The sequence below is a fragment of the Roseivivax sp. CAU 1753 genome, from assembly GCF_054482575.1.
Genome location: NZ_JBTLRF010000001.1, coordinates 682,265 through 694,593 on the forward strand (window position 1 = coordinate 682,265; position 12,329 = coordinate 694,593).

Annotated in this window: 13 protein-coding genes; 5 read left to right on the forward strand and 8 right to left on the reverse strand. The window is 67.0% G+C overall.

Annotated features, from left to right (window positions below; all coding sequences use genetic code 11):
• Window positions 1-2: 2 nt before the first annotated feature.
• The 5 genes from dxr to pyrH all read right to left on the reverse strand — a co-directional run bounded on the left by dxr (window position 3) and on the right by pyrH (window position 4,343).
• On the reverse strand, window positions 3-1,175 hold the full coding sequence (gene dxr, locus ACXYMN_RS03095) for a 1-deoxy-D-xylulose-5-phosphate reductoisomerase (protein ID WP_459011951.1): 1,173 nt from the start codon (window positions 1,173-1,175) through the stop codon (window positions 3-5).
• A gap of 1 nt (window position 1,176) precedes the next feature.
• A complete protein-coding gene (locus ACXYMN_RS03100) occupies window positions 1,177-1,968 on the reverse strand; it encodes a phosphatidate cytidylyltransferase (protein WP_459011952.1) in 792 nt (263 codons plus the stop codon).
• Complete coding sequence (uppS, locus tag ACXYMN_RS03105) at window positions 1,965-2,690, reverse strand: polyprenyl diphosphate synthase (protein ID WP_459011953.1); 726 nt, start codon at window positions 2,688-2,690, stop codon at window positions 1,965-1,967. Before uppS ends, ACXYMN_RS03100 begins: the two co-directional genes overlap by 4 nt.
• Before the next feature lie 45 nt (window positions 2,691-2,735).
• Window positions 2,736-3,299 (reverse strand): ribosome recycling factor, encoded by a 564-nt coding sequence (gene frr / locus ACXYMN_RS03110; protein WP_459011954.1) that lies wholly within the window; start codon window positions 3,297-3,299, stop codon window positions 2,736-2,738.
• 312 nt (window positions 3,300-3,611) lie between these two features.
• Complete coding sequence (pyrH, locus tag ACXYMN_RS03115) at window positions 3,612-4,343, reverse strand: UMP kinase (RefSeq protein ID WP_459011956.1); 732 nt, start codon at window positions 4,341-4,343, stop codon at window positions 3,612-3,614.
• A 102-nt stretch (window positions 4,344-4,445) separates the two neighbouring features.
• Here pyrH and miaA point away from each other — a divergent pair, with 102 nt between their 5' ends.
• Genes miaA through ACXYMN_RS03130 form a run of 3 tightly spaced genes read left to right on the forward strand, consistent with a single transcriptional unit; the run spans window position 4,446 to window position 7,881 of the window.
• Window positions 4,446-5,354, forward strand: a complete 909-nt coding sequence (miaA, locus tag ACXYMN_RS03120) for a tRNA (adenosine(37)-N6)-dimethylallyltransferase MiaA (RefSeq protein ID WP_459012352.1) — start codon at window positions 4,446-4,448, stop codon at window positions 5,352-5,354.
• Window positions 5,351-6,214 carry a helix-turn-helix transcriptional regulator gene (locus ACXYMN_RS03125; protein ID WP_459011957.1) on the forward strand — a complete coding sequence of 288 codons (864 nt, stop codon included), beginning with the start codon at window positions 5,351-5,353 and terminating at the stop codon, window positions 6,212-6,214. Before miaA ends, ACXYMN_RS03125 begins: the two co-directional genes overlap by 4 nt.
• Window positions 6,211-7,881 carry an ABC transporter substrate-binding protein gene (locus ACXYMN_RS03130; protein WP_459011958.1) on the forward strand — a complete coding sequence of 557 codons (1,671 nt, stop codon included), beginning with the start codon at window positions 6,211-6,213 and terminating at the stop codon, window positions 7,879-7,881. The genes ACXYMN_RS03125 and ACXYMN_RS03130 overlap by 4 nt, the downstream gene beginning before the upstream one ends.
• Window positions 7,882-8,039: 158 nt before the next feature.
• Here ACXYMN_RS03130 and ACXYMN_RS03135 read toward each other — a convergent pair whose 3' ends face one another.
• Complete coding sequence (locus ACXYMN_RS03135) at window positions 8,040-8,627, reverse strand: lytic transglycosylase domain-containing protein (protein ID WP_459011960.1); 588 nt, start codon at window positions 8,625-8,627, stop codon at window positions 8,040-8,042.
• Between the two features lie 220 nt (window positions 8,628-8,847).
• Here ACXYMN_RS03135 and ssb point away from each other — a divergent pair, with 220 nt between their 5' ends.
• A complete protein-coding gene (gene ssb, locus ACXYMN_RS03140) occupies window positions 8,848-9,396 on the forward strand; it encodes a single-stranded DNA-binding protein (protein ID WP_459011961.1) in 549 nt (182 codons plus the stop codon).
• A 199-nt stretch (window positions 9,397-9,595) separates the two neighbouring features.
• Window positions 9,596-10,660, forward strand: coding sequence for a site-2 protease family protein (locus tag ACXYMN_RS03145; RefSeq protein WP_459011962.1), 1,065 nt, complete (start codon window positions 9,596-9,598; stop codon window positions 10,658-10,660).
• On the opposite strand, the gene aroB is transcribed toward ACXYMN_RS03145, so the two are convergent.
• Together aroB and ACXYMN_RS03155 are read right to left on the reverse strand one after the other, a co-directional pair.
• Entirely contained in the window at window positions 10,638-11,759 is a 1,122-nt protein-coding gene (aroB, locus tag ACXYMN_RS03150) for a 3-dehydroquinate synthase (protein WP_459011963.1), read from the reverse strand. The genes ACXYMN_RS03145 and aroB overlap by 23 nt on opposite strands.
• Complete coding sequence (locus tag ACXYMN_RS03155; RefSeq protein ID WP_459011964.1) at window positions 11,756-12,325, reverse strand: shikimate kinase; 570 nt, start codon at window positions 12,323-12,325, stop codon at window positions 11,756-11,758. The genes aroB and ACXYMN_RS03155 overlap by 4 nt, the downstream gene beginning before the upstream one ends.
• Window positions 12,326-12,329 lie beyond the last annotated feature (4 nt).

Sequence of the window (12,329 nt, forward strand, 5' to 3'; positions counted from 1 at the left end):
CTTTATTCTGCGATCACATCGTCAGCGACCCTACGTGCGAGATGGTCTGCCGCAAGGACGGTATCAAGCGTAATCGCGTCGATATTGTGGATTGATTGGGCCGAAAGGCGGTCGAGCACCGCGTCGACCACCCGCGCCATGTCGAGAAATCCGATACGGCCGTCGATAAAGGCATCGAGGCTGCGCTCCTTGGCGGCGTTGAACACCGCGCCCCACATCCCGCCCGCCTGCATGACCTCGCGCGCGAGGCGCAGGGCGGGCCAGCGCACCTCGTCGGCGGCGCGGAAACTGAGATTGCCCAAGGCCACCAGATCGAGCCGTTCGACCGGCAGCGGGCGGCGATGGGGATAATGCAGCGCAAAGCCGATGGCGTGGCGCATATCCGCCGGGCCCACATGCGCCATCAGCGCGCCGTCGCAAAATCCCACCAGCGCGTGGATCATGGATTCAGGATGCACGACGGCTTCGATCCTGGACGGGTCGAGGCCGAAGAACTCTTTGGTTTCAATGAGTTCCATCGCCTTGTTGAACATGGACGCGGAATCGATGGTGATCCGCTGGCCCATGTCCCAATTGGGGTGCGTGGCGGCCTCGTCCGGCGTGGCGCGGGCCAGATCCGCAAGCGGCCAGTCGCGGAACGCGCCGCCCGATGCGGTGATGATGACGCGTTCGACGGCGGCGATATCCTCGCCCAGAAGCGCCTGGAAAACGGCGGAATGTTCGCTGTCGACCGGAATGATCCGGCCCCCGTGCCGCGCCGCGGTGGCCATCATCAGCGGCCCGGCGCAGACCATGCTTTCCTTGTTGGCAAGGGCCAGCGTCGCCCCCTGTTCCAGCGCCGCGAGGCCCGGGGCCAGCCCCGCCGCCCCGACAATCGCCGACATGACCCAGTCCGCCGGACGGGACGCGGCCTCGATCAGGGCTTCGGGCCCGGCGGCGACCGCGATGCCCGTCCCCGCCAGCGCGGCGCGCAGGTCTGGCAGCGCATCGTCATAGGCGGTGACCGCCAGGCGGGCCCCCAGGCGCCGGGAATCGGCGGCCAACAGGGCCACATTGCGCCCGCCGGTCAGCGCCACGACCCGGTAGGCGTCCGGATCGCGCGCCACCAGATCGATGGTGTTCTGCCCGATGGACCCGGTGGCCCCGAGGATCGAAATGCGCCGCGGCTCGGTCATGTCATGCAAGGCCAGGAGGGAACCCCACGATCTGGCCGACGATCAGGATGAACAGCGCCGCCCCCAGCATGCCGTCGAACCGGTCGAACAGGCCGCCATGTCCGGGGATCAGGTTCGAGCTGTCCTTGACCCCTGCCCGCCGCTTGATCGCGCTTTCCGCGATATCGCCCAGCTGGCTGGCCATGGCAATGGCGATGGACAGGGGCACTAGGCTCATGGTGGCACCGGTCAGGCTGGCGAAGAACGCGCCCAGCGCGCCCGCGGCGATCCAGCCCGCCACGGTGCCCGACCATGTCTTCTTGGGACTGACCCGGGGCCAGAACTTCGGCCCGCCGATGGTGCGACCGGCAAAATAGCCCGCGACATCGGTCGCCACGACCACCAGCACCAGCCAGAGCATCCAGACCAGTCCAAAATCGTCCCGCAACGCCATCATGCCGTACCCGGCCAGCACGATCAGCGCGGCAAAGACCGCATAGGTGACGCCGCCGCGTGTCATCTGGCCGAAGCCCAGCATCGACGGCGCGAGAAGCAGCGGCATGGCATAGGCCGGGGGCACCTCTCCGGCGATCAGCACCGCGAAACCTGCCGCAAGACCCAGCATTTTCGGCGTGCGCACCCGGTCGGCATCAAGCATGCGCACCAGTTCCCAGACCATCAGGCCGGACACCAGGGCAATCAGAAGATGGAAGACGAACCCGCCGATCCAGACGCAGGCCATGCCCACGGTGACCATCACCACCCCCGAGATCATCCGCTCGGACAGGTCGCCCCAGTTGCCCTTCGGCTTCATGCAGAGACAGCCCCGTAGCGCCGTTCCCGGCGTCCGAAGGATTCGGTCAGCTGGGCAAATTCCGCTGCGGTGAAATCGGGCCAGAGCGTGTCGATGAACTCGTATTCCGCATAGGCCGATTGCCACAGCAGAAAGTTCGAGATGCGCGCCTCGCCCGAGGTGCGGATCACCAGGTCGGGATCGGGCAGCAGACAGGTATCGAGGTAGCGCGGCAGGGTTTCCTCACCGACATCCTCGGGCGCCAGCTTGCCGTCGGCCACGTCCTGCGCAAGCCGACGCGTGGCGCGCGCCACCTCGTCGCGGCCCCCGTAATTCAGCGCGATGGTCAGGTTGGTGCCGTCGCAATGCGCGGTCATGGCCTCAAGCTCGTCCATCAGGTCGCGCAGCTTGGCGTCGAGCCCGGGACGGTCGCCGATAAAGCGCACGCGCACGTTGTTCTCGCGCAGCGACTTGGCCTCGCGCGTGATGTAAAGCCGGAACAGGCTCATCAGGCCCGCGACCTCGTCCTGGGTGCGTTTCCAGTTCTCGGTCGAGAAGGCAAAGATCGTCAGGTATTCAACGCCGCAATCCGGGCAGGCCTCGACGATCTCGCGGACCCGGCGGGCACCGGCCTGATGACCGAAAAGGCGCGGTCGGCCACGGCGTTGCGCCCAGCGGCCATTGCCGTCCATGATAACGGCCACGTGGCGCGGCGGCGCTTCGGCGGTGGTACGTTTCGGCATGGCGTTCTTCCCTCGGCTGCGTCGGAGGACCGGGTGGCGGTCCGGTCAGACCTGCATGATTTCCTGTTGCTTCGTATCAAGCGCCTCGTCGACCTTCTTGATATAGCTGTCGGTCAGTTCCTGCACTTCGGTTTCCCAGAACTTCTGGTCGTCTTCGGACAGACCGTCGGCCTTGGCCTTCTTGATCTGGTCCATGCCGTCGCGCCGCAGGTTGCGCACCGAGACACGGGCGCTTTCGGCGTATTGCGCGGCCACCTTGGTCAGTTCGCGGCGGCGTTCCTCGTTCAGTTCGGGGATCGGCAGCATGATGATGGTCCCGTTGAGCTGCGGGTTGATGCCCAGACCGCTTTGGCGGATGGCCTTCTCGACCTTGCCGACCAGACCCTTGTCCCAGACGTTGATGGTCACCATGCGCGGCTCGGGCACGTTGACCGTGCCGACCTGGTTGATCGGCGTCATCTGCCCATAGGCATCGACTTGCACCGGCTCCAGCATCGAGGCCGAGGCGCGCCCGGTGCGCAGCGATGCGAACTCTGTCCGCAGGTTCGCCATGGCGCCCTCCATGCGGCGGGTGAGGTCGTCTGTATCCAGCTCAAAATCGTCGGCCATGGGTCCGTATCCTGTAGATCGTCGCTCTGCGGCGTGTTCGGACCCCTGTTAGCGTTTAACTGACGCACGGGCAACAGTTTGCCCCGATGCGGCAACCCGTCGACGGGGCCACGTGACCCTTGCGCCGCAACCAGCCCGGCGCGCCGCGATCCAATGCCATCCGGGCGGCAGGCTATTTGCCGGATCACGCCGTTACGCGCGGCACGACACGGCACGGCAATTCAGCCCGCGACATATCCGGCGCGGCCCGATGCAGTCTGACGTTCAGATCTCAAGAAAGGATGAATCTGGACAGGGTCACCCGATGCCGCCTCAACCATGCACCGTCGTATAGGTGCCGCGACCGGCAAGGATACCGCGGAAGCCATCGGGTTCGTCCAGCGAGAATACGATGATCGGCAGGTTGTTGTCGCGGGCCAGCGCGATCGCCGAGGCGTCCATCACCTTGAGGTGCTTAGCCAGGCAATCGTCGTAGCTGACGGTCTCGTAGCGCACCGCGTCGGCATGCTCCATCGGGTCCTTGTCGTAGACGCCATCGACCTTGGTGCCCTTGAAGATCGCCTCGCAGGCCATTTCGTTGGCGCGCAGGGTCGCCGCCGTATCGGTGGTGAAATAGGGATTGCCGGTGCCCGCCGCAAAGATGCAGACGCGCTTCTTCTCGAGGTGGCGCACCGCCCGGCGGCGGATATAGGGCTCGGCCACCTCGTCCATGCGAATGGCCGAGATGACGCGGGTATAGACGCCGATGCCTTCCAGCGCCGATTGCATCGCCAGCGCGTTCATCACCGTGGCCAGCATGCCCATGTAATCGGCCGTGGTCCGCTCCATCCCTTGCGCCGATCCGGCCAGCCCGCGAAAGATGTTGCCGCCGCCGATCACCATGCAGATCTCGACACCCAGATCGTGCACGGATTTGACCTCGCGGGCGATGCGTTCGACCGTGGGCGGATGCAGCCCGTAGCCCTGATCCCCCATCAACGCCTCCCCGGATATCTTCAACAGGACGCGTTTGAAGGTGGTCTCGGGGGTGTCGTTCTGGGCCATGTTGCGCTCCATCCGGCTGGCGGTCTAGGATCGAGCGCATAGATGTCTGAAATCCGCCGCGATGACAATGGCGCGGGTTCGACCAGAGGCACGCAATCCGCGATGATCGACCTTTCCGCACTCGATCCCGACCGACCCGTGCTGATTGCCGGTCCGACCGCGTCCGGCAAGTCGGGGCTGGCGATGGCGATTGCGGCGGCTCAGGGCGGTGTGATCGTGAACGCCGACGCGTTGCAGGTCTATGCCGACTGGCGCGTGCTGACGGCCCGACCGTCGGTCGCCGACGAGTCCCGCGCGCCGCACCGCCTTTACGGGCATGTGCCGGGCGACCGGCCCTATTCGGTGGGGGCCTGGCTGCGCGATCTCGACCTGCGGGACGGCGCGCATGGCGGCGCATCCATCGGCGGCGCGCGACCCATCATCGTCGGCGGCACCGGGCTTTACTTTTCGGCGCTGACCAAGGGTTTGGCAGACATTCCTCAGACGCCGGATGCACTGCGCACCGAGGCCATGGCCCGTATCGCGGAGGGCGGGATCGGTGCCATGCTGGACGCGCTCGACCCGCGCACCCGCGCCCGGATCGACACCCGCAACCCGATGCGCGTGCAGCGCGCCTGGGAGGTGCTGCGGACCACCGGGCGCGGGCTGGCCGATTGGCAGGACGACACGCCGCCGCCGCGCCTGCCGCTGCACCGGGCACAGGCCTTCGTGATCGGGGCGGACAAGCACTGGCTGACCCCGCGGATCGAACGCCGGTTCCGGCAGATGGTCGATGCCGGTGCCCTCGATGAGGCAGAAACCAACGCGCCCGGCTTCACAACCGCGCGGCCCTCGTCGAAAGCCATTGGCGCGGCAGAGCTTGTGGCGCATGTTAGAGGTGACATGTCACGCGACGAAGCCATAGACCGGGCCGTTATCCAGACGCGGCAATACGCCAAGCGGCAACGCAGCTGGTTCCGCGCCAATATGCGCGATTGGGTGTGGCTCGATCCTGCGCAGATATCGGAATGAGCATGCCCGGACCGAGCTTTCTGCGCAAACCCGCCCGAATTCACCAGCTGACCGAGGCACCACGCCCGATCCTGTGCCAGAACGCTACGCAGTTCACCCATGGCGCCACGTGGAAGCTGGGCGACCTGCATGACCGCGAGGACGATCTGCTGGTCTGGATCACCCGCGGCCAGGGTCGCGTCACCATCAGCGGTGTGCGGCGCGGGCTTGGGGCGCATAATGCGCTGTTTCTGCCCGCAGGAACGCTGCTGGCGCTCGATCTGGGGCCGCAGACACTGGCGCAGGTGGTGCAAGCCCCTGCCGGGCTGATGATGCCGCGCGACCGCCAGCCGCTGCACCTGCGATGCCGCGATAGCCTGCCACAGGCCGAATTGACCGCGCAGATCGAAGACATGCAACGCGAGATTTCCCGCAACAGGCTGCACCTGCGCGACGCGCTCGAGGCGTATCTGTCGCTGATCTCGGTCTGGCTGCGGCGGCAGGCGGCAACCGGCGCGCTCGACCGGCCCAAGGACAGCGCAAGCCAACGTCTGACCCGGCGCTTCGCGCAGCTGGTGGTGCGCGATCATCGCACCGACCGCGCGATGGCGGACTACGCCGCCGCCCTCGACGTGACGCCAACGCACCTGACGCGCTGCTGCAAGTCGGTCGCGGGCAAGACCGCCGCCGAAATGATAACCGAACGCAAGCTTTACGCCGCGCGGGTCATGCTTTCCGAAGCCGACCCGAGCATCGCCGAGGTGGCGGCCAGGCTGGGCTTCCACTCGCCTGCCTATTTCACCCGGTTCGTCCAGACCCATACCGGGCAGACGCCGTCGAGGATTCGCAAGGCCGCGCTGGCGGCAGGAGCCGTCGCATGACCAGATCGCACCCCGCCCTGCCCGGTCTTGGCCGGGACTACCGCGCCGGGGCCCTGTCGCGGCGCGAATTCCTGACCCGGGCCACCGCGCTCGGGGCCAGTGCGGCGGCGCTGAACGCGCTCGGCCTGCCCGCACCGGCCCGCGCCGAAACGCCCCGCGTCATGGGCGGCACGCTGCGCATCCAGCAGGACGTGCGCCCGCTGAAGGACCCGCGCACCTTCGACTGGCCCGAGATTGCCAATATCGCCCGTGGCTGGCTGGAATACCTGGTCGAGCAGCGGGCCGACGGGTCGCTGCGCGGCATGTTGCTGTCCGGCTGGGAGGTCAATGACGACGCCACGCGCTACGTTCTGCACGTGCGCGACGGGATCCGCTGGTCCGACGGAACCGCCTTTGACGCCGACGATGTCGCGCGCATGTTCTCCCTGTGGTGCGACGCGTCCGTCGAGGGCAACGTGATGGCCGCGAGCCTCGCCAGCCTGGGCGATCCGGACACCGGCCAGTTGCGCGAAGGCACCGTCACGGTCCCCGGTCCGATGCGCGTCGAGATCGTGCTGCCGAAGCCCGATGTGTCCCTGATCGTGGCGCTGTCGGACTATCCCGCCGCCGTCACACCACCCGGGTTCGACCCCGAGACGACGGCCGAAAACCCCGTGGGAACAGGCCCATACACGCTGGAGTTGATGCAGGAGGGCACGCTTGCCGTGCTGGAGCGGCGCGGCGATCACGACTGGTGGGGCGATGCGGTCGACGGCATCGGCCCGGCCACGCTCGACCGGATCGAGTTCATCGATCTCGGCACCGATCCCGCGACATGGGTGGCCGCGATCGAGGTGGGCCGCGTCGATATGCTGTATGAAAACGTCGGACGGTTCGTCGACGCCGCCGACGCGCTTGGCTGGGACAAGTCCGAGGTGCTGACCGCCGCGACGGTGGTGCTGCGCGGCAACCAGGCCGCCGAGGTGAACGGCGAAAGGCTTTATGCCGACGCATTGGTGCGGCGCGGCCTGAGCCTTGCCATCGACAACGCGATCTGCCTCGAGCTGGGCTATGGCGACCGGGGTCAGGTTGCCGCCAACCATCACGTCGCCCCGTTCCAGCCCGATTACGCCGATATCGGCCCTTCGGTTCACGATCCGGCGGCGGGGCGCGCGGCGCTGGTCGAGGCCGGCAAGATCGACGTCGAGCACGAGGTCGTCACCCTGGATGACGGCGTGGCGCGGCGGACCGGCGAGGCGGTCGTGGCGCTGCTTCTGGATGCCGGGATCAAGGCGCGGCAGGTGGTGTTGCCGGGGTCGCGCTTCTGGTCGAACTGGAAGGCCTTTCCGCTGTCGATCACCGAATGGAACCATCGCCCCCTTGGCGTGCAGGTCATGGCGCTGGCCTATCGGTCGAACGCGGTCTGGAACGAATCCGCCTACGCCAACCCGGCCTTCGACGCCGCGCTCGACGAGGCGCTGACCATTGCAGACGCCGCTACCCGCGCCGAGGTCATGGGCCGGTTGCAGACGATGCTGCGCGAAGATGCGGTGATCGTGCAGCCCTACTGGCGCGCGCTCTACCGGCATTTCCGGCCCGGACTGCTGGGCGCCGACATGCACCCGTCCTTCGAGATACATCTGTACGGTCTGGGATGGGCCGAGGGCGCCGAGCCCGCGCGCGAATAGTCGACGCACAAGGCGCAGCGCAAGGCCGCCGGATGCCCGCGCGACACCGCGCGACACAGGCAACGCTCAGGGAAAGAGGACGGCGCGACGGGCGTGCAGGATGGCCGAGTTTTCGGAAGATCGCCGGATGGCAGGCGGTCAGGGTCCGCCCCGCGGGATCAGCTGCCCCAGATCACCTTCACGTAATTCTTGGTCTCGTTATAGGGCGGCACGCCGCCGTATTTCTCGACCGCGCCGGGACCCGCGTTATAGGCCGCCAACGCCAGACGCCACGACTTGAAGCGCTGGTACTGCGCCTTGAGATAGCGCGCCCCGCCTTCGAGGTTCTGGCTCGGGTCGGTCGGATCGACGCCCAGCCGCTTGGCGGTGCCGGGCATCAGCTGCGCCAGCCCCATCGCCCCCTTGTGCGACAGCGCGTTGGGATTCCATCCGGATTCCTGTTGCACCAGCCGCAGGAACAGATCCTCGGGAACGCCGTGGCGGCGGGCGGCGGATTTCGCGACATTGAGATAGACGCCCTTGTAACGGCCCGCGTAGCGCGGTGTCTCTTCGTCCCACTTGGTCGGTGTCTTGACCCGCGCGGGCTGCAGACGCACCGAAGCGCGGTATTGTTCGGAGGCGCGTTTGTCGAGGATGCTGGTCTGGTTGCTGAACAGGTTGGCCCGGCCTTTTGTCGACAGAACCTCCGCATGTGCGCTGACTGCGACGAGCGCAAGGGCGGTCGCTGTGATGATGGCGTAACGCATTGTCCCTCTCACGTCGTTCTGTCGCGTGCTGACTTTGGCGCGAGACTATACGGAAAACGCCGCGATTGACCAGTGCCGACGCAGCCCCCGTTCGCGCCGCCATAAACCCCGTGTTCACCATATTCGGTTTTGGTCACCGGATCGGTGGTGTAACGTCGCCGCCAAGGCGGGCCTCGGCCCGGAATCAGCGACGCTTTTGGCACGAGAAAAAGGGGACGACATGGCCGGATCCGTGAACAAGGTCATCATCGTGGGCAACCTGGGGCGCGACCCCGAGGTGCGCACGTTCCAGAACGGCGGCAAGGTGTGCAACCTGCGCATCGCCACCTCCGAGAACTGGAAGGACAGGAACACCGGCGAGAAGCGCGAGCGCACGGAATGGCACTCGGTCGCCATCTTTTCCGAGCCACTGGCCCGGATCGCCGAGCAGTACCTCAAGAAGGGCTCCAAGGTGTATATCGAGGGCCAGCTGGAAACCCGCAAGTGGCAGGACCAGTCCGGACAGGACCGCTATTCGACTGAGGTCGTGCTGCGCCCCTATCGCGGTGAGCTGACCCTGCTCGACAGCCGGTCCGACAGCGGCGGCGGCGGCGGTGGATATGGCGGCGGTGGCGGCGGGGGCTACTCCGACGATTATGGCAGCGGCGGCGGCGATCAGGGCGGTGGCTATGGTGGCGGCTCGGGTAGCGGCTCGGGCGGCGGCTCTGGCGGTGGTGGTGGCGGATCGCGCGCCCCGTCCCGCGATATCGACGACGAAATCCCGTTCTAGGCCCCCAGGGGTCGCGGGTATCGCAACCTGGCCGCGCGCTGATCCGTCAGGGCGCGGCCTTTTCATGTCCCGCCCCGCCCTTGGCCTTGCCCCGGCCCGCCCCGGCCCGTCCCGTGGCAGACCATATGGCGCACCGATCTGGTATCTCCGTCCCGGGGGGGCCATCTATGAAGCAATTGCAGCGACACAGGCAAACCACATGACATGGTCTTTTCCCCTCGGCAGGTTACTCGGTTCAGAGGTGCGGGTGCATGGCACGTTCCTTCTGCTGCTCGTCTGGATCGGCGCGTCCGCGTGGTCGATCGGCGGTGTGACGGCGGCGCTCTACAATGTGGTGTTCATTCTCGCGCTCTTCGCCTGTGTCGTGGCGCATGAATTCGGCCACGCGTTGATGGCCCGGCGCTTCGGCATCAAGACGCCCGATATCACGCTGTTGCCCATCGGCGGGATCGCCCGGCTTGAACGGATGCCGGAACGTCCCGGCCAGGAAATTGCCGTCGCGCTGGCGGGCCCCGCGGTCAACGTGGTCATCGCCGGGACGCTGTTGCTGCTGGGCGTGGTCCCCGGCATGGGCATGATCGAGGGCACGACGGGCATCGGCGCTCTGGCGGGTGGGCTCTTGTCGGTCAACATCCTGCTGGTGCTGTTCAACATGGTCCCGGCCTTCCCGATGGATGGGGGGCGCGTGCTTCGCGGCATCCTGTCGATCTTCGTGCCGCGGCTGCGGGCCACCCGCGTGGCGGTGCGGATCGGTCAGGTCTTCGCGGTTCTCTTTGCGATCTACGGGATCTGGTCGGGCAGCTTCATGTTGCCGCTGATCGGGGTCTTCATCTTCCTCGCGGGCAATGCCGAGCTGGCGCAGATGGTCGCACGTGCCAAGGTTGCCGATCTGAGCGTGGGCGACGCCATGATTTCGGATTTCATGCACCTGTCACCGGACGCGCCGCTGGCCGCCGCCGCCGAGCTGTCCGAGAGCAGCGCGCAGGACGTCTTTCCGGTGATCGGCAGCGACGGTCGCCTGCAGGGGTTCGTGACCCGCACGTCGCTGCATGCGCCCGCGCCCGAGACCCTGACCGACGCGCGGGTGCGCGACATCCTGCACGAGGCACCGGATTGCCTGCCCATGAGCCGGGGCGCAGGCGCGCTGTTCGACGTTCTGGCCGACGCTCCGGCGATCGGCGTCACCGGACCCACCGGGCGTATCGTGGGCTTTGTGACACAGGCCCGTGCGCTGGAATTGCTCAAGCAGCGGCGTGCCCGCTAAGCGCATCCGCCAGAAGCTGCTGCACGGCGTCTTGGGGCACGTCCGCGGTGACAAAGGCCTGCCCGATGCCCCGCGCGAGGATAAAGCGCAGCTGTCCGTCGAGCACCTTTTTGTCCTGCGCCATGAGCCCCAGAAGCGCCTGTGCGTCGGGCAGCGCGCCGCCGATATCCGCAAGATCGGTCTTCATTCCCATCGCCCTAAGATGCGCCCGCACGCGGCTCGGATCCTCTTGCGCGCAAAGCCCCAGCCGCGCCGACAACTCGAACGCCAGCGCGCAGCCGATCGCGACGCCCTCGCCGTGCAACAGCCGGTCGGAATAGCCGGTCGCGGCCTCCAGCGCATGACAGAAGGTGTGCCCGAGGTTGAGCAGCGCGCGGTCGCCCTGTTCGGTCTCGTCGCGCACGACGATCTCGGCCTTCATCTCGACCGACCGCTTGACCGCGTGCAGGCGGGCTGCCGCGTCGCCTGAGGCAATGGATGCACCATGCGCCTCAAGCCATTGAAAGAACGCGTAATCCCCCAGAAGTCCGTATTTCACGACCTCGCCGTATCCGGCAATGAAATCGCGACGCGTCAGCGTGTCCAGCACGTCGATATCGGCCAGCACCAGCGTCGGCTGATGGAACGCGCCCACCAGGTTCTTGCCATGCGGAGAGTTGATCCCGGTCTTGCCGCCGACCGAGCTGTCGACCTGCGCCAGAAGCGAGGTCGGCACCTGAACGAAACGCACGCCCCGGCGCAGGATCGCCGCCGCGAAGCCGACCAGATCGCCGATCACGCCGCCGCCCAGGGCCACGACCACATCGCGCCGCTCGACCTTCTGTTCCAGCAGCCATTCGACCACCGTTTGCAGGTGCGGCCAGCCTTTCGTCGCCTCGCCGGCCGGCAGGGTCAGCGCCGCCGATGCGATCCCCTGTGCCTCGAGCGCCGATTGAAAGCGTGCCAGATGGGCCGGGCCGACATGGCTGTCGGTGACGATGCTGACCCGCGGCTGGGTCAGGTGCGGGGCGATCTCGGCGCCCGCGCGGTCGATCAGGCCCTGCCCGATGCGGACATCGTAGGCCCGCGCCCCGAGGGCGACATGGACGGTTTCGGTCATGGCGTGTCTCCTATGACGTCTGGGCGGGCCGACAATGTCTCGAGGATCCGGCGCGCGGTATCCTCGATGGAATATTGCGGCTCCGAGCGGACCGTCAGATCCGCCAAGCGGTAGACCGGCACGCGGGCGGCGTAGATCTCGGACAGGGTCCGGTAGGGATCGTCGGTGCGCAGCAAGGGGCGCGTCGTCTTGTGCTTCACCCGGTTCCACAGCAGCTTGAGATCGGCATCAATCCAGACCGACACGCCCTGCTCCGAGATCATCCTGCGATTGGCCTCTTGCAGGAAGGCGCCGCCACCGGTTGACAGGATCGCCGGGCGCCCGCCCAGCAGCCGCGCGATGACCTCGCTTTCGCGGCGACGAAAGAATGTCTCGCCGTCGCGCGCGAAAATCTCGGCGATGGTCATGGCGGCGGCGCGCTCGATCTCGGCGTCGGAATCGAGGAACGGCACCCGCAGCATGTGCGCAAGTGCCCGGCCCACCGCCGTTTTTCCCGCGCCCATCATGCCCACGAGCACCACGGACTTCCGCAGTCTGTTGCCTTTGAGAGCCGCTGTCTCGGCCATCCGC